Source organism: Epibacterium ulvae, assembly GCF_900102795.1.
Classification (GTDB): domain Bacteria; phylum Pseudomonadota; class Alphaproteobacteria; order Rhodobacterales; family Rhodobacteraceae; genus Epibacterium; species Epibacterium ulvae.
On record NZ_FMWG01000010.1, the window covers coordinates 128,690 to 145,780 of the forward strand.

General features: G+C 53.5%; 19 protein-coding genes. 11 read left to right on the top strand and 8 right to left on the bottom strand.

The genetic code is table 11. The features are described from left to right. The first annotated feature begins 14 nt into the window (after nt 1–14). The 7 genes from BLP79_RS15105 to BLP79_RS15135 are packed head-to-tail and all read left to right on the top strand — an operon-like array spanning nt 15 to nt 5,392. Nucleotides 15–716 carry a response regulator transcription factor gene (locus tag BLP79_RS15105; RefSeq protein ID WP_090220362.1) on the top strand — a complete coding sequence of 234 codons (702 nt, stop codon included), beginning with the start codon at nt 15–17 and terminating at the stop codon, nt 714–716. Nucleotides 717–746: 30 nt separating this feature from the next. Then, nucleotides 747–2,456: a sensor histidine kinase gene (locus tag BLP79_RS15110; RefSeq protein ID WP_090220364.1), complete on the top strand. Its 1,710-nt coding sequence runs from the start codon at nt 747–749 to the stop codon at nt 2,454–2,456. A gap of 24 nt (nt 2,457–2,480) precedes the next feature. Continuing rightward, the gene (locus BLP79_RS15115; protein ID WP_232716577.1) at nt 2,481–2,900 is read left to right on the top strand and encodes an HPr kinase/phosphorylase; all 420 of its coding nucleotides are present in this window, start codon (nt 2,481–2,483) and stop codon (nt 2,898–2,900) included. Next, entirely contained in the window at nt 2,887–3,759 is an 873-nt protein-coding gene (gene rapZ, locus BLP79_RS15120) for an RNase adapter RapZ (RefSeq protein WP_090220367.1), read from the top strand. The genes BLP79_RS15115 and rapZ overlap by 14 nt, the downstream gene beginning before the upstream one ends. 15 nt (nt 3,760–3,774) lie before the next feature. Further along, on the top strand, nt 3,775–4,173 hold the full coding sequence (locus BLP79_RS15125) for a PTS sugar transporter subunit IIA (protein WP_090220369.1): 399 nt from the start codon (nt 3,775–3,777) through the stop codon (nt 4,171–4,173). Between the two features lie 9 nt (nt 4,174–4,182). Next, nucleotides 4,183–4,452, top strand: a complete 270-nt coding sequence (locus tag BLP79_RS15130; RefSeq protein WP_090220371.1) for an HPr family phosphocarrier protein — start codon at nt 4,183–4,185, stop codon at nt 4,450–4,452. Between the two features lie 40 nt (nt 4,453–4,492). Beyond that, complete coding sequence (locus BLP79_RS15135; RefSeq protein WP_090220373.1) at nt 4,493–5,392, top strand: lysophospholipid acyltransferase family protein; 900 nt, start codon at nt 4,493–4,495, stop codon at nt 5,390–5,392. Nucleotides 5,393–5,417: 25 nt separating this feature from the next. Here the strand turns inward: BLP79_RS15135 and BLP79_RS15140 are convergent, their stop codons facing one another. Continuing rightward, nucleotides 5,418–6,113, bottom strand: coding sequence for a DUF1868 domain-containing protein (locus BLP79_RS15140; RefSeq protein WP_090220375.1), 696 nt, complete (start codon nt 6,111–6,113; stop codon nt 5,418–5,420). Between the two features lie 81 nt (nt 6,114–6,194). Next, nucleotides 6,195–7,070 carry a 3-hydroxybutyryl-CoA dehydrogenase gene (locus BLP79_RS15145; RefSeq protein ID WP_090220377.1) on the bottom strand — a complete coding sequence of 292 codons (876 nt, stop codon included), beginning with the start codon at nt 7,068–7,070 and terminating at the stop codon, nt 6,195–6,197. 156 nt (nt 7,071–7,226) lie between these two features. Between BLP79_RS15145 and BLP79_RS15150 the strand changes: the two genes are divergently transcribed. Further along, nucleotides 7,227–8,033, top strand: coding sequence for a DUF6473 family protein (locus BLP79_RS15150; RefSeq protein WP_090220379.1), 807 nt, complete (start codon nt 7,227–7,229; stop codon nt 8,031–8,033). 79 nt (nt 8,034–8,112) lie between these two features. On the opposite strand, the gene BLP79_RS15155 is transcribed toward BLP79_RS15150, so the two are convergent. The 6 genes from BLP79_RS15155 to BLP79_RS15180 all read right to left on the bottom strand — a co-directional run bounded on the left by BLP79_RS15155 (nt 8,113) and on the right by BLP79_RS15180 (nt 12,421). Next, nucleotides 8,113–9,042 (bottom strand): electron transfer flavoprotein subunit alpha/FixB family protein, encoded by a 930-nt coding sequence (locus BLP79_RS15155; protein WP_090220381.1) that lies wholly within the window; start codon nt 9,040–9,042, stop codon nt 8,113–8,115. Beyond that, complete coding sequence (locus BLP79_RS15160) at nt 9,042–9,800, bottom strand: electron transfer flavoprotein subunit beta/FixA family protein (protein ID WP_090220382.1); 759 nt, start codon at nt 9,798–9,800, stop codon at nt 9,042–9,044. Before BLP79_RS15160 ends, BLP79_RS15155 begins: the two co-directional genes overlap by 1 nt. A 281-nt stretch (nt 9,801–10,081) precedes the next feature. Then, entirely contained in the window at nt 10,082–10,654 is a 573-nt protein-coding gene (locus tag BLP79_RS15165; protein WP_090220383.1) for a cob(I)yrinic acid a,c-diamide adenosyltransferase, read from the bottom strand. Nucleotides 10,655–10,658: 4 nt separating this feature from the next. Then, a complete protein-coding gene (locus tag BLP79_RS15170) occupies nt 10,659–10,859 on the bottom strand; it encodes a twin transmembrane helix small protein (protein ID WP_090220384.1) in 201 nt (66 codons plus the stop codon). Nucleotides 10,860–10,927: 68 nt separating this feature from the next. Next, nucleotides 10,928–11,758 (bottom strand): SDR family NAD(P)-dependent oxidoreductase, encoded by an 831-nt coding sequence (locus BLP79_RS15175; protein ID WP_090220385.1) that lies wholly within the window; start codon nt 11,756–11,758, stop codon nt 10,928–10,930. A gap of 36 nt (nt 11,759–11,794) precedes the next feature. Beyond that, the gene (locus BLP79_RS15180) at nt 11,795–12,421 is read right to left on the bottom strand and encodes an SH3 domain-containing protein (RefSeq protein ID WP_090220386.1); all 627 of its coding nucleotides are present in this window, start codon (nt 12,419–12,421) and stop codon (nt 11,795–11,797) included. 242 nt (nt 12,422–12,663) lie between these two features. Here BLP79_RS15180 and BLP79_RS15185 point away from each other — a divergent pair, with 242 nt between their 5' ends. The 3 genes from BLP79_RS15185 (at nt 12,664) to tuf (ending at nt 17,091) form a co-directional block, all read left to right on the top strand. Then, nucleotides 12,664–15,012, top strand: coding sequence for a DNA topoisomerase IV subunit A (locus BLP79_RS15185; protein WP_090220388.1), 2,349 nt, complete (start codon nt 12,664–12,666; stop codon nt 15,010–15,012). Nucleotides 15,013–15,147: 135 nt separating this feature from the next. Continuing rightward, nucleotides 15,148–15,807, top strand: a complete 660-nt coding sequence (locus tag BLP79_RS15190) for a hypothetical protein (RefSeq protein WP_232716575.1) — start codon at nt 15,148–15,150, stop codon at nt 15,805–15,807. Between the two features lie 108 nt (nt 15,808–15,915). Beyond that, nucleotides 15,916–17,091 (top strand): elongation factor Tu, encoded by a 1,176-nt coding sequence (gene tuf / locus BLP79_RS15195; RefSeq protein WP_090218782.1) that lies wholly within the window; start codon nt 15,916–15,918, stop codon nt 17,089–17,091.

Below are 17,091 nucleotides of genomic sequence, written 5' to 3' on the forward strand. Positions count from 1 at the left end.
TAAGGGTGCACCCCATGTCAAAAATTGCATTGGTCGATGACGACAGAAACATCCTCACTTCCGTTGCGATGACGTTGGAAGCCGAGGGATTTGAAGTTGAGACTTATAATGATGGTCAGGCGGCGTTAGACGCCTTCAATAAAAAGTTGCCAGATATGGCCGTGCTGGACATCAAGATGCCGCGGATGGACGGTATGGATCTTTTGCAGCGCCTGCGCCAGAAAACGCAGATGCCCGTGATCTTTCTGACCTCCAAAGATGATGAGATTGATGAGGTTCTTGGCCTGCGCATGGGCGCAGATGACTACGTCAAGAAACCGTTCTCGCAACGTTTGCTAGTTGAACGCATTCGCGCGCTGTTGCGCCGCCAGGAAGCCCAAAGCGAAGACGTTACCGTTACAACACCTGAAACCAAGGTGATGGAGCGCGGCCATCTGCGTATGGACCCGTTGCGCCATGCGGTCAGCTGGCGTGGTCGTGATGTCTCGTTGACCGTTACTGAATTTCTACTGCTGCAGGCGCTGGCACAGCGTCCGGGGTTTGTGAAAAGCCGTGACCAATTGATGGATGTGGCCTATGATGATCAGGTCTATGTGGATGACCGAACCATCGATAGCCATATTAAACGTCTGCGCAAAAAGATGCGGACGGTTGATTCAGATTTCTCGGCGATCGAAACCCTGTATGGTATTGGTTACCGCTATAACGAAGAATAAGCCTGATCGGCGCATCAGAGAGGAAGCCCCATGCGTGATACCGGGCTGACACAAGGCCATTCCGGCGATGATGTTGTGCTGGGCGACGATTGGGTCGCGCCGGCCACCTCGGTTGAGCGGGAAATGCAGGCAAAGCGCGCGCGTCGTGGATTTCTGTCTTTGCGCAGGTCTCCGTTGACGCGTAAAATCATTACGTTCAATTTGATTGCGATTACGCTGCTTGTGGCGGGCGTATTGTATCTGAATTCTTCCCAGCAAAGCTTGGTATTACAACGTGCAACTGCACTGATGTCAGAAGCGATGCTAGTTTCGGACGTGTTTGAAGGCCAATTGCCCACAGAGACACCCGTTGATCTAGCCGCGCCCGAAGGGCTCAACCCGGCTGAAACGCTCGCAGGCATCAATTTGCGGGATGGTGTTGATGTTCGGGTGTTCGACCCAAAAGGCGGACTTGTTGCACAGGCGCAGGGCACTTATGAAAGTGGCTTGTTGAATGCAGAAATAGAAGCCAATCGTGGCAGTACTATCCTGACCGATAGTCTGGCCCGTCTTTGGGTTTTTGTAGCGGGTGCGCGGACGAATGTTTCTGCGGATCAAGAGTCTACTCTTGCAAGTGGTCTTTTGCCGCTTGTTGGCTCCGCAGTCGGCGAGCGCCAGATCACGCAGTCTATTCTGGATACGGGGCAAGGGCGTGTGTTTGCAGCTGTTGCGCCAATTATGCAGGGGCAGACTGTTGTTGGCGCCGTTGCATTGGCCTCTCCAACCGGAGAGATTGACGCGCTGGTCAAAGCTCAACGCGAACGCGTGTTGCAACTGTTTGTTGTGGCTATTCTTGTTTCAATTGGATTAAGCCTTGTGTTGGCCTCTACCATTGCAAATCCACTTTCAGATCTTGCCGAAGCCGCTGAGGTTGGTAAGGATCGCAACGCACGAAAAGCTAAAGCAGGACGGGTTCGTATTCCTGACCTTAGTGCGCGCCCTGATGAATTGGGCCGGTTGAGCCGCGCATTGCGCGGTATGGTCAAAGCGCTTTATATGCGTATTGACAGCAACGAACAATTTGCAGCCGATGTCGCTCACGAGATCAAAAACCCGCTGGCAAGCCTGCAATCTGCAGTCGGCACGCTGCGCATGGTCAAACGGGACGATCAGCGCGAAAAGCTGATGGATGTGATCGAGCATGATGTGCGCCGTCTGGATCGTCTGGTGAGTGATATTTCCAATGCCTCCCGTCTGGATGCAGAACTGGTGAAGGAAGAGGAAGAAGAGTTCGATCTCCTGAAGATGCTGGAAAACCTCAATCAATTCTTGGGTGAGGATGCACGCTCGAAGGGGATTGATTATATCACGGATCTCCCGCCGCAACCGATTATGCTGCACGGCCTTGAAGCGCGTCTGGCGCAGGTTTTTGTAAACCTGATCACCAATGCAACTTCATTCTGTGAGGAGGGCGATGCCATTCGTGTATGGGCGCGGCGTCGCGATAATCGCGTGCTCGTCGTGGTTGAAGACACAGGGCCGGGCATTCCGGATCAATCGTTGGCCAAGATCTTTAAACGTTTCTACTCCCACCGTCCGGTTGAACATTTCGGCAATAACTCGGGCCTTGGCCTGGCGATTTCAAAACAGATTGTCGAGGCGCATGGTGGGGTGATATGGGCAGAAAATATCCGCCCAACGGCCGCTGATGTCACGTCTGAACCATTGGGCGCGCGGTTTGTTGTTGGTTTGCCTTTGTAACTGATGACGGATGGGCCAAGGATCGTGCACGCCTCTTGTGTGGCGATCAACGGGCGGGCCCTTCTTATTATGGGGGCGTCTGGTAGCGGGAAATCTGGTTTTGCGTTACAAATGATGGCTCTGGGGGCTAATCTTATCTCGGATGACCGGGTGAGGGTGTGGTGCGACCAAGATTGCCTGCGCGCGGCTGCTCCAGAAACGTTAAAAGGCATGATCGAAGCGCGGGGGCTTGGGATTTTGTATGCCAATGTCTCTGCTGAGGCGCGTATATGTGCAGTGCTGTCGATGGACCAAATAGAAGCCAGCCGTTTGCCTGCACGGCGCTTCACAAACCTGTTGGGTCACGAGGTCCCGCTATTTTACCAGATCAAAGCGACCTATGCTGCGGCAGCATTTGTTCAGTTCCTGAAAGGGGGCATGTTGGATCCTGATGACCCAGTTTGAAACACCAGAACGGGAAATTGTTCTTGTTACCGGCCCATCAGGGGCGGGACGGACGACTGCAATTAACGTATTGGAAGATCTAGGTTTTGAAGCGATCGACAATCTACCTTTCAGCCTTCTGCCAGGGTTGGTGAACAGTGCGGCTACACCTAGACCTTTGGCTTTAGGGCTTGATTCTCGGAATAGAGATTTTTCAACCGCGGCGCTGCTGGGCGCCATCTCAATGATTGAAGAACGCGAAGATGTGCGTTTGACGGTGCTTTATCTCGATGCTCGTGTGGATGTGTTGTTGCGACGATTTTCGGAAACCCGACGACGGCATCCATTGGCGCCTGAAGAATCACTGGAAGTCGGGGTGCGCCGAGAGTTGGAATTGATGAGCGATATCCGGTCCCGCGCGGATATTTTGCTCGAAACCTCGCAGATGAATGTGCATCAGGCACGGGCCGAAATCGAAAAGTGGTTCGCGCCAGAGGGGCGGTCTCTCGCCGTCTCTATCCAGAGTTTCTCTTATAAGCGTGGTGTGCCCTTTGCCAGTGATCTGGTCTTTGATTGCCGCTTCCTGAAAAACCCTTATTGGCAGGTCGAGCTGCGCGCTTTGAACGGTCAGGATTATCAGGTTCAGAGTTACGTTAAGAATGACGCCCGGTTTGATGCATTCTTTGACCGGGTTCTGGATATGACGCGATTCCTTTTGCCCGCCTACCGCGAAGAGGGAAAATCACATCTCTCAATTGCGTTTGGCTGTACAGGAGGGCAACATCGATCTGTGACACTGGCAGAAACTCTCGCCAAAGCCCTTGCAGAAGATGCGGCACAGGTGTCAATTAGTCACCGCGAGCTGCAAAGCCAGCGTTAAATGTGAGGAACCGGGTTGATCGGAATTGTCATCGTTGCACATGGAGGCTTGGCTCAGGAGTATCGGGCCGCGATGGAGCATGTGGTGGGACCACTGCCCAAAGTAGAATCCATACGTATCAGTGCTGAATGTGACCGCGAGAAAAAGCAGCAGGAAATTTGTTCCGCAGCGGAGTCAGTTGATTCCGGTAGCGGTGTTGTAATTGTGACGGATCTGTTTGGTGGATCTCCTTCGAATTTGTCGTTGCGCGCTTGTTGGCCGCCAGATCGCCGTATCTTATATGGGGCGAATCTGCCGATGCTGATAAAGCTCGCCAAAACCCGCAATCTGCCATTGACCGAATGTGTGCATCGGGCGCTGGATGCGGGGCGCAAATATATCAATTGTCAAAATATCACCCCTGATGGGGCATAGGCACGGTAGATGGCTAAGAAAACACTGAAGATTGTGAATGAAAAAGGGCTGCATGCGCGTGCGTCGGCCAAATTGGTTGAAGTTGTCGACGGTTTTGACGCAACGGCAGAAGTGTCACGCGATGGCCTCTCTGCGTCCGGTGATAGTATTATGGGGCTTTTGATGTTGGCAGCCTCCAAAGGAACGACTATTGACGTCGAGACCTCAGGGCCAGACGCGGATGCGCTTGCAGATGCTTTGCAGTCCTTGGTGGCTGACAAATTCGGTGAAGGCTTCTAAACTGCGAAGATGGCTTTGCCGCGAAGACAGGAACGACACATTGGCGGACACCACGCACGATAGAAATTCAGACGCCACTCCACCGAACGAGGTTGAGACCGGCGAAGTCTATGATCGTCGCACGTTGACCTATGCGAACTCTTTTGATGACCGCTGGACCTCGCTTGCGATCAAATCGATCGAGTGGATGACCGGCAAGCTAAAGATTCTGCGCATGGTAAACCGGTTCGAAAAGCAAAACGCGGTTTATCGCGGTCAGCGGTTCTGGCGGGGTGCCTTGAATATCATGGGCATTGATCTGCAGACCCCAGAGGAGCAGATTAACCGTATCCCAAAGGAAGGCCCAGTTGTGGTGGTCGCCAATCACCCCCATGGTATGGTTGACGGAATGATCTTTGCAGATTTGATCGGTCGTGTGCGCGAAGATTATCGCATTCTCACCCGCTCGGTTCTGACAGGACTGGATGAGGCCGCAACCTCTTTCATGATTCCCGTGCCCTTTCCGCATGATCCAGAAGCACAACGCAAGATGGTTGATATGCGTGCAAAAACCATGGCGCATCTCAAAGCAGGCGGAGTGGTGGCTTTGTTCCCTTCTGGCGTCGTCAGCTCTTCGGATAGCTGGTTTGGTCCAGCGATTGAACGAGAATGGAATGTTTTCACCGCGCAGCTGATCCGCCGTTCAGGAGCCCGCGTTGTGCCAATGTTCTTTCCGGGGTCAAATTCGCGCGCCTATCAAATCGCCAATCAGGTTTCACCAATCCTGCGTCAAGGTTTGCTGCTGCATGAAATCGTGCGCTCTTGCAACAAACCTCAGGCTCCTGTTGTTGGTGAACCGCTGACAGATGAGCAGATGGAACAATTGCAAAGTGACCCGCGCGGTTTCATGGCTTGGCTGCGAGAGCACACGTTGGCGCTTGGCGCAAAGAGTGAAAGCTGACACGCTTTGAAATGAGGGAGGTGCGCTATAGCGTTAAGATCTCTTCAAAATGTGTCATGTCCTCAAAAGTGCAAAACGCTGGGCGGCGTAGCGGTATATGTGGCGCCTGTGCGATAAGGTGCGCTAGAAGCTCTTCCGCATGCCTTTCCAGTGGTGCAAGTTGCGTATCTGGAAGCCAGTCCAGCATATAGGCAAAAGTCATATGAAACGCATATGTATCATGTGTCGCCTGACGATAACCAAACGGTTCAGTCAACGCATCGCGCCATTTGCGCATTATATCCCGATCTGCTGATGTTACCCCGTCCAGATACAGCCCTCGTGGGCTTATACCCACTGGGCATACGGTAAAATCGCCAGGTGCTTCAAACTGCTGCAAATGTGGCATGACGTGTTGGGTTGCAGCCGGAATAGATGCATCAGGTGCTAGCCCTTTGGGCCAGGCATCCAAAGTACGCCGCGTCTCCACCACGCCTTCAAACACTGTCATATGGAGACTGCTCGCTGGAGTAAATATTAGATGATCAGGCAGCAGTTCTTGAAGACGGGCTCTGGTTTCAAGAATAGCGCGATGTCGCAACGCGCTGTTGTCCAGGTGGCATAGCACAGTGTTGCCAGCCTCTGGTCGGAACCCCTTTGTATCATAACGGGTTCCCAACCGATCCGGTGGAGTGTTGTTCTGACTTTCCGTAAAACGTTCAAAATCAATGCGCCGCGCCATTCGTTACATCTCCTGTAGTGTCTCTCTGAGACTGCTACAGGACTGTAAAACTGGCGCGACGCATTGTGGTTTGTTCTAAGTCTAGCGCGTTGGAACGGGTGTTTCACCGCGGTAATCATAAAACCCACGCTGTGTTTTGCGGCCTAACCAACCAGCTTCAACATATTTCGTCAGCAGCGGGCAGGGGCGATACTTGGTATCAGCCAGCCCATCATGCAGAACGTTCATAATCGCAAGGCAGGTGTCCAACCCGATGAAATCTGCCAGCTCCAGCGGCCCCATGGGGTGATTTGCACCCAGCTTCATTGATTCATCAATCGATTTTACCGAGCCAACACCCTCATACAACGTATACACCGCTTCGTTGATCATCGGCATCAGAATTCGGTTCACAATAAAGGCGGGGAAATCTTCCGCGCTTGCTGATGTTTTCCCCAACCGCTCCACCACGCGTTGGCAGGCTGTAAACGTGGGTTCATCTGTTGCAATTCCGCGGATCAATTCCACCAGTTGCATCACGGGGACCGGGTTCATGAAATGAAACCCCATGAATCGTTCAGGTCTGTCTGTACGGCTGGCCAAACGCGTGATCGAGATCGAGGAGGTGTTCGAGGTAAGAATCGTTTCTGGTTTCAGATGTGGCAGCAAATCATCAAATATTGCTTGTTTAACGCTTTCGCGTTCGGTCGCGGCCTCAATGACAAGGTCAGTTGCGCCGACATCCGTCAAGGATAACGAGGTTTGGATTCGCGCAATCGCTGTATCCATCGTGCTTTGGGTGATTTTTTCACGGCTCACCTGACGGGCCATGTTTTTGTGGATCTGTACAAGTGCGGTGTCCAGCGCCGTCTGATTTACGTCATTTAAAACAACGTTATAGCCAGCTAAAGCCATCACATGTGCAATACCATTGCCCATCTGTCCGGCCCCAATAACTCCAACACTTTCAATATCCATAGCGATCGCCTTTCCAGCTGCCTGCCGCGCGATCTTACCGGCGCAAGAACGCTACGTACAAGAGAGATAGAGTGGATTTTCCATAAATCTGCCATTTAGCAAATTTGCAATTCCTGCGCGTCATTGTGACATTCAGCCGAATGAAGGTGGTCCATTATGAGCTATGAACTCAATACTCTTTCCACAAGCGGTGCAACGCTTTGCAGCTATGGTGATTCGAAACTGCTTGTTCGTGGTCCAGAGCGTAAACTGGATCAGCCTTTTCTTGCATTTCTTGGAAGTACAGAAACCTTTGGAAGATTTGTTGAAACCCCGTTTGCAGCAAAAGTAGAGCAGCTTACAAAGCTGCGATGCGTAAACCTAGCCGCTATAAATGGCGGTCTGGACAGTTTCCATCGCGATGAGGGGTTATGCGCAATTGCAGCGCAGGCCGAAGGTCTCGTGTTACAGGTGATGGGCGCGCAGAATATCTCGAATGAGTTTTATAGCGTTCATCCACGCCGAAATGACCGCTTTCTACGTGCACACCCACGCCTGACAGAGCTGTATCCTGAGGTGGATTTCACTGAATTCCACTTTAACAAACATATGCTTACCTTGCTCGAAGATCGATCGGCAGAGCGATTTGAGCAGGTCAAAACACACCTGCAACAGGTTTGGCTGCAGCGTATGGAAGAGCTTTTGGAGCGGTTTGCAAAGCCGGTCCTCTTGCTGTGGCTGCGATATGATCTGGGTGTTGAAACTGAATATTCACAGGAACCTGTATTGGTAGAGCAGCATATGATCGATGCGCTGGAAAACGCGGTCGAAGCGGTTGTGCCGCTGGATGTGCAGACCGCTCTGGACACTGGCGACATCGGCTCCATGATATACGGGCAGTTGGAATTGCCAACGGCGCGGCTCATGCTTGGGCCTGCAACACATCGTAAAATTGCTGAAGAAATCGCCTCATATTTTGAGTAATCATCTCAGGGTGGCGAGGGTCTTAAATGCAAAAAGACCCGCTCAAAGGCGGGCCTTTTCAGATACATATTATGATGTTTTAGCTAAGCTTTTCGGTCAAAGCAGGCACCGCTTCAAAGAGATCGGCGACGAGGCCGAAGTCTGCGACCTGGAAGATTGGAGCTTCTTCGTCTTTGTTGATTGCAACAATGATCTTGCTATCTTTCATACCGGCTAGGTGCTGGATCGCGCCAGAGATACCAACCGCGATGTACAGCTCAGGTGCGACAACCTTACCGGTCTGACCAACCTGCCAATCATTAGGGGCAAAGCCTGAATCGACAGCCGCGCGGGATGCACCCACAGCCGCGCCAAGCTTATCCGCAAGCTTTTCGATGATGGCAAAATCTTCTTCAGAACCAACACCACGCCCGCCAGAGACAACAACGCCAGCGGATGTCAGTTCAGGACGGTCAGATTCAGCCACCTTGTCTTCAATCCATTCCGATAGGCCGGGGTTTTCAGCCGCTGAAATGGTTTCAACCGGAGCCTCTGCGCCTGCGCCCGCTGCATCAAAACCTGCGGTGCGGAAGGTGATAACCTTCTTTGCATCAGAGGATTTGACCACCTGGATTGCATTGCCTGCATAGATCGGGCGTTCAAATGTGTCGGCATCAACAACCGCGCTGACATCTGACAGCACCATCACATCCAGCAGCGCCGCAACGCGGGGCAGGATGTTTTTGGCATCTGTGGTCGCCGGGGCAACGATATGGCTATAATCGCTTGCCAGACCCGCGATCAGCGCCGCTGTGGGTTCTGCCAGACGATGGCCAAGGCTTGCATCCTCAGCTACCATAACTTTTGCAACACCGTCGATTTTAGCGGCCTCTGCGCCCGCTGCGGCAGCAGAAGACCCTGCCGCCAGAACGGTGACATCCCCCAGTGCTTGGGCTGCGGTTACAGCTTTTGCAGTTGCATCCAGCGCCAATGCGCCATCGGTGACTTCTGCGAGAAGAAGAACAGCCATTATACAGCCCCCGCTTCTTTGAGTTTTTCAACCAGTTCGTCGACGGAGCCAACCTTGATGCCAGCTGCGCGTTCAGACGGTTCTTTGGTTTCGACCACGGTCAGACGCGGAGAGACATCTACGCCGTAATCTGCGGGAGTCTTTTCATCCAGAGGCTTTTTCTTTGCCTTCATGATGTTTGGCAGCGAAGCGTAGCGGGGCTCGTTCAGGCGCAGATCAACGCTGATGATGGACGGCAAATTGACGGATACCGTCTGCAGGCCGCCGTCAACTTCGCGGGTCACTTTTGCGCGCTCGCCTTCGATTTCAACTTCGGATGCAAAGGTCGCCTGCGACCATCCCAGCAAAGCAGAGAGCATCTGGCCGGTTGCATTCATATCGTTGTCGATTGCCTGCTTGCCGCAGAGAACCAGACCGGGCTGTTCTTCTTCAACAACTTTGGCCAGCAGTTTCGCAACGGCCAAAGGCTCGATATCAGTGTGCACGTCATCCGCAGCGTTGATCAAAATGGCACGATCCGCGCCCATGGCCAATGCGGTGCGCAGCGTTTCCTGCGCCTGTTTGACACCGATAGAAACGGCGACAACTTCGCTCGCAGTGCCTTTTTCCTTGAGCCGGATTGCCTCTTCAACGGCAATTTCGTCGAAAGGGTTCATCGACATTTTAACGTTGGCGAGATCAACTCCGCTGCTGTCCGCTTTCACGCGAACTTTCACATTATAGTCAATCACGCGTTTGACAGGCACCAAGACCTTCATGGGCGTTTTCTCCTTAACAAGGGAGCCACCTTTCAGAGTGGCTGCTATGCTCTCGCCGTCTTGATATCGGTTGTCGGATAGCTGTGACAGAGCAAAATCGTCACCTTTGCGTGGATCGACGTCACGTTTGCGACTTTTGCGTTATTTTGCCTAAGAAAACCAATGCGTTTTAGCAGAGCCTGAGGCCTTTGCAGGTGCAGAAAAAAAATCCAATTGGACTGATTCTTGCGCATTGGCACTCTCATTTTTGCGAATCATTGCGTGCGCGATCAGTTTTGAGGTCAGCGATTTGCGCCTGGAACCCATAGAACATCATCCGCGCCATTGTCGTTTGCCACACGGGCTGCGACAAAGAACCAGTCTGACAAGCGGTTCAGATATGTTATGGCGATAGCATTGATATCCTCTTGCAATGCCAGCTCTGTGCTCAGCCGTTCTGCGCGCCGCGCCACGGTACGGCACACATGAAGCTGTGCGGACAAGGCTGATCCGCCCGGCAGTATGAAACTGCGCAGCGCTGCAAGGTCTTTGTTCATCGTATCGATTTCAGTTTCAAGGCGATCCACCTGTGATTGGGCAACGCGCAGGGGGGAATAGTCCGCCTCAGCATCCTTCGCCATGTCTGGTCGACAAAGGTCCGCACCCAGATCAAAGAGATCATTTTGAATACGAGAGAGCGCCTCATCTATTGTGCCATCCGCATGTAGGCGCGCAACGCCAACAAATGCGTTCAATTCGTCTGATGTTCCATAGGCATTCACACGCGCGCTGTGTTTGGCGACGCGTTCGCCATTTCCCAGCGCGGTGTCCCCTTTATCGCCTGTGCGCGTATAGATTTTGTTTAAGACGACCATCAGATCAGGCTCCTTGACGCAGGTACATAAAAATCAACAATAAAACGACTGCGATGAATTGAAACAGCAGCCGCAACCGCATCAGGGTGTTAGAGTGCTTACGGTGGAACGCGCCCCCTTTGCCAAAGGACCCCAGTCCAATGACCAGCACAATTGCGGTGGCCGTCACGCCAAGAAGGCCAAGAATATAAAAGGAAAGGTCCATTATTTGGGATCCTGTAGCTATGGAATTGGCAGCGCAGGCTGTTTCGCTGCGTCTGTCATCTTTTAGGCTTATCTAAGGCGCATGAGAATGCGGTCAATTGCCCGCGTGCTCAAAACTCGTTTCAGCCGCCCTGCGATATGGGTCGGTGTTGTAACATAGTATCGGGCGCGCGGGCGTTTTGCTTCACACGCGTGCGCAAGCCGATCCGTCACAGCACGGGCAGGACGTTCAAACGTGTCAGGTCCTGAACTGTGATACAGCCGTTTTAGCAAGCTTTTTTCATACCGGTCACGCAGCGCAGAGTTTTTCCAGTCGATATGGCGTTCAAAATGCGGGATGGAGTTTTCCCGGATCTTTGATGTCACCGGGCCCGGTTCGATAAGGGCAACATGAATACCAGTTCCTGCCAGTTCAAGGCGCAGGGTATCCGTAAGACCCTCAAGGGCAAATTTCGTTGAAACATAAGCCCCGCGCCAAGGAAAGGCGACAAAGCCAAGAATAGAAGAGTTTTGGACAATGCGACCATGGCCTTGTGCGCGCATGACTGGGATCACTTGTCGGGTCAGATCATGCCAGCCAAAGAAATTCGCCTCAAAAATCTCGCGCAGGCCTTCGGTTGGCAGATCTTCAACCGCTCCCGGTAGCCCATATGCGCCGTTGTTAAACAACGCATCCAGCGTGCCGTTGGTTGCATTCAGCACCTCTTTCAGGCCGTTTTCGATGCTTTTTGTATCGGTGTAATCTATGCACGGGCTTTCAAACCCTTCGGTGCGCATGCGGTCACAATCTACCTGATTGCGGCATGAGGCAAAAACGCGCCATCCACGATCTCGCATGCCGTGAGCAGCATCCAAGCCAATCCCAGAAGAGCAGCCCGTAATCAAAAGAGATTTTTGCATGACAACGGGCCCTTCCTGCAGATGTGTTGCAGGTCTTTATGGAGCCTTGCGCGACACGAGGGAAGCCGCAATCCAGCCAACACGGCCATTTGTTTGGGACTTCAGCCGCAGCCAGCCCGCACCATTGTCTTCCAGAACCACCACATTTTCATCCGCAACCAGCCGGGCGATTACGGAATAAGACGTGCCAGGACCTTGTCGCATATTGACGCGTGATCCACGGATTTTGCGAATATCCTGTGCTGCGGTCTCTGTAGCCTGATTTGCAGGCTGCGGTTCCGTCAGGGCACCTAAACCGCCTTCCAGTGAGGTCAGCTGCAATGTGCTGAGCTGCTGTGTCTCGTCACCAGCTGGATTGGGTGTGGTGTTGCCCAGCACGAGGAGCGGCTGTGACACCTGTGTCAGCGCTACGGCTTGTGTCACATCAGGTGTGACCGCCGAACGCTCAGCGGTGACATGCGCCACCTTTTGAGGCTCAGCGACCACGGGTGCGGGAAAGGTGTCTGCTATTGTAACAATGGGTGGGATATTGGCGTTTGGTTTTGCAGCAATCTCGGCTGTTTGCACCGCGCGCACAGGTGGCTCAAATGCCGCCCCACCACTTAACTCGTAAAAGGCCCATCCCAGACCTGTAAAAGACAGCAAAACAAAGCGTAGCGACATGGTGCAACACTCCCCACTTAACATACATAAAATAGCAGACGCGCGTCCCCCAACGCGCAGGATCACCAGCGAATCTCGCCTGTGGTGATTCATATTAACATAAAATTAAACCCTTGCAGGGGGACAATATCTCTTAAGCTCCCCATAATTTGGAAACAGAGTGTTCTTTCCCACGTGAAAAAGCGTGATGGTTGAGATTGGGAGTGCTTTACCCTGCTGAACGGGCACAGTATCACAGAGGCATGAGCGACTTGGTTGAAGACCCCGACATGCCACCTTCCCCTGATGAGGGGGAAATCCTGGAACCGCTGCGCCGCGCCATTGGCGAGCGTTATCTGACTTATGCGCTCAGCACGATTATGCATCGCGCGCTGCCGGATGCGCGGGATGGCCTGAAACCTGTGCACCGGCGCATCCTTTATGCGATGAATCGCCTGCGGCTGGGATCGAATGGTGGCTTTCTGAAATCAGCGAAGATCTCAGGTGACACGATGGGGGATTTCCACCCTCACGGGGATGCGGCGATCTATGACGCGATGGCGCGTCTCGCGCAGGATTTCAACGTGCGCTATCCGCTGGTGGATGGTCAGGGCAACTTTGGGAATATTGACGGCGATAACCCGGCCGCGTCGCGTTACACAGAAGCGCGGATGACCTTTGTCGCCGAGGCAATGCTGGAAGGTCTGAACGAAGACGCCGTCGATTTTCGCGACAACTATGATGGCCGCTTGCAGGAACCTGCAGTTCTGCCCGCGACTTTCCCAAATATTCTGGCCAATGGGGCTGCGGGTATTGCGGTGGGCATGGCGACCAATATTCCCCCGCACAATATTGCGGAATTGATTGATGCCTGCATTCATCTGGTCAAAACGCCGAATGCGCAGGATGACACATTGCTCAACTACGTGCCGGGGCCGGATTTCCCAACCGGCGGCGTGATTGTTGAACCCAAAGAGAACATTGCAAAGGCCTACAGCACCGGGCGGGGATCTTTCCGCCTGCGCTCTGTGTACGAGGTCGAAGATCTGGGGCGGGGCCAGTGGCAGATCGTTGTCACGGAAATTCCCTATCAGGTGCAAAAATCCAAGTTGATCGAAAAGATCGCTGAGCTGATCCAGACGAAGAAAGTGCCTATTCTCGCTGATATTCGCGATGAATCAGCCGAAGACATTCGCATCATTCTGGAACCCAAATCCAAGAACGTAGATCCCGAAGTGCTGATGAACATGATGTTCCGCAACTCAGATCTGGAAACGCGTTTCAGCCTCAATATGAATGTGCTGATCGATGGGGTCACGCCCAAGGTCTGCTCAATGAAGGAAGTGCTGCGCGCGTTCCTTGATCATCGCCGTGACGTGCTGCAGCGCCGTAGCCAGCACCGAATGGAAAAAATCGACCACCGGCTTGAGGTGTTGGAAGGCTTTATCATTGCCTTCCTCAATCTGGACCGGGTGATTGATATCATTCGCTATGATGATGATCCCAAAGCCGCGTTGATGCGCGAGGACTGGGGTCGGGATCATCCACGCGCGTTCACCGAGGCGGAATATGTCACGCCCGCCGCCGGAACAGGTGAGCTGAGCGAGGTTCAGGCCGAAGCAATTCTCAACATGCGCTTGCGCTCTTTGCGCAAACTGGAAGAGATCGAACTGGTGCGCGAACGGGATGCTTTGCGCGCTGAACGTGCCGAATTGGTTGAACTGTTAGGCTCTGACGAGATCCAGTGGACACGTATCACAGAACAACTCCGCGAAACCAAAAAGCAGTTTGGCAAAGACTACGCCGGTGGCGCGCGCCGCACTCAATTCGCCGAAGTGGGCGAAATCGAAGAGGTGCCCCTTGAAGCGATGATCGAGCGCGAACCCATCACCGTTGTCTGCTCTCAAATGGGGTGGATTCGCGCAATGACCGGCCATATCGATCTGAATCGTGAGCTAAAGTTCAAAGATGGCGATGGCCCGCGTTTTATTTTCCATGCGGAAACCACCGATCGTTTGCTGGTCTTTGGCTCCAACGGGCGCTTTTACACGCTTTCGGCGGCAAACCTACCGGGCGGCCGCGGCATGGGCGAACCCGTGCGCCTGATGGTGGATCTGCCCAACGAGGTGGAAATCGTTGATCTGATCATCCACAATCCCGAAGGCAAACTGCTTGTTGCCTCTGATGTTGGGAATGGCTTCATCTGCGCTGAGAAAGACATCGTTGCCCAAACCAAATCTGGTAAACAGGTCCTGAACGTCAAAGACGAAGAACGTGCCAAGATTTGCTTGCCGGTGCAGGGGGATCACGTCGCGGTGGTTTCGGAAAACGGAAAATTCCTTGTGTTCTCCGTCGAAGAACTGCCCGAACTGGGCCGGGGCAAAGGGGTGCGCTTGCAGAAATATAACATGGCCCGCGGCAAACAGGGGGCTTTGGAACTGGACGGCGGTCTGAGCGATATCGCCACCTTTAGTTGGGAGGGTGGCATCTCGTGGGAGATGGGCGGTGGCAAAACCCGGCATGAACCTGATATGTCAGAATGGCTGGGTAAACGCGGCAGCGTGGGCAAACGACCCCCTTACGGGTTCCCGCGCAGCTACAAGTTCAAGTAAACGGCGGTTTTCCGCAAGTTTTGTGACCCTCGCGCCACCGGTGCGGGGGTTTCATGTTCCGTGGCTTTACCTGTGTTGCTCTTGCAGCCTATGTCAAAGGCTGAATGTGATTATCGCTCCGTGGGAGAGTTATTGATGCTGCGCATCTTGTCCGTCTTGGCTTGTTTGGCCTTTGTTTCTGCCTGTACGCCGGCATCACCGGATGATCCCTTGCAGGATCTCGGCAATTTTAGCCTTGGCCACAATGTGGTTGTTGCGCCCAATGTGCAGGTTGTTCCTGGCTCGAAAGAGGTCAGTACCGAACAATGGATCAATGTCCTGAAAAATGAGATCGACGCACGCTTTGGGCAATACGAAGGTGATCAACTTTATCATTTCGGGATCAGTATCGAAGGTTTCTTTGTCGCCCCCGGTGGTGTTCCCTTGGTGTTAAGCCCAAAGTCGGTGTTGGCGATTAATGTGACAGTCTGGGATGATGCAGCAGGGGCGAAATTGAACTCTGAGGTTGAAACCTTCACAGTCTTTGAAACTGCGGACGCAGGCAGCGTCTTTGTAGGGGCCGGTCATACGCGCACTGTGGATGAACAGGTGCTTGGGCTGGCACGCAATGCGGTGCGCAAAATCGAAGCCTGGATGGTGGAGCAAAACGCAGCAGAGGGCTGGTTCGCTGCGGCGACGACAACTGATTCTCTGCCGCCATCAGAAGGTGTGCCAAACCTGCTTGCGCGCCCCGCACCAGCAGATCTTATCGAAAAACCTATCGAAAATCCTGTGGAACTGACGCCACAAACGTAGCGTTTGAGGCGGAAAGTCTTGATTTTTGTGGCGCAGCCAAGTAAGCCGCGCGCGCAGAGGAAACCGGGTCCGGTATGACCCCCCAATATTCAAAAGGCGCCTAAGAGAATGGCTAAGGAAAAGTTTGAGCGTACGAAACCGCACGTTAACATCGGCACCATCGGCCACGTTGACCACGGTAAAACCACGCTGACGGCAGCGATCACCAAATACTTTGGTGACTTCAAAGCTTACGATCAGATCGACGGCGCACCCGAAGAAAAAGCGCGCGGCATCACCATCTCAACCGCGCACGTTGAGTATGAAACCGAAGGCCGTCACTACGCCCACGTTGACTGCCCAGGTCACGCGGACTACGTGAAGAACATGATCACCGGTGCGGCGCAGATGGACGGCGCGATCCTGGTTGTGAACGCAGCTGATGGCCCAATGCCCCAAACCCGTGAGCACATCCTGCTGGGTCGCCAGGTTGGCATCCCCAAAATGGTTGTCTTCATGAACAAAGTTGACCAGGTCGACGATGAAGAACTGCTGGAACTGGTGGAAATGGAAATCCGCGAGCTGCTGTCTTCCTACGACTACCCAGGCGACGATATTCCAATCGTAGCGGGTTCTGCTCTGGCGGCGATGGAAGGCGACAAGCCAGAAATCGGCGAAGAGAAAATCAAAGAGCTGATGGCGGCTGTTGATGAGTACATCGACACTCCTGAGCGCGCGGTTGACCAGCCCTTCCTGATGCCAATCGAAGACGTGTTCTCGATCTCTGGTCGTGGTACCGTTGTGACCGGTCGTGTTGAGCGCGGCGTGATCAATGTTGGCGACAGCATCGAAATCGTTGGTATCCGTGACACTTCCACCACCACCTGTACCGGTGTTGAAATGTTCCGCAAGCTGCTGGATTCCGGCGAAGCGGGCGACAACATCGGCGCCCTGCTGCGCGGCGTTGACCGTGACGGCGTTGAGCGTGGTCAGGTTCTGTGTAAGCCAGGTTCGGTTCAGCCGCACACCAAGTTCGAAGCAGAAGCCTACATTCTGACCAAAGAAGAAGGTGGCCGTCACACGCCGTTCTTCGCGAACTACCGTCCACAGTTCTACTTCCGGACCACTGACGTCACCGGCACCGTTACTCTGCCTGAGGGCACCGAAATGGTAATGCCAGGCGACAACCTGAAGTTCGACGTTGAGCTGATCGCGCCGATCGCGATGGAAAACGGCCTGCGCTTCGCGATCCGCGAAGGCGGCCGTACCGTTGGCGCGGGCGTTGTGTCTAAAATCACTGAGTAA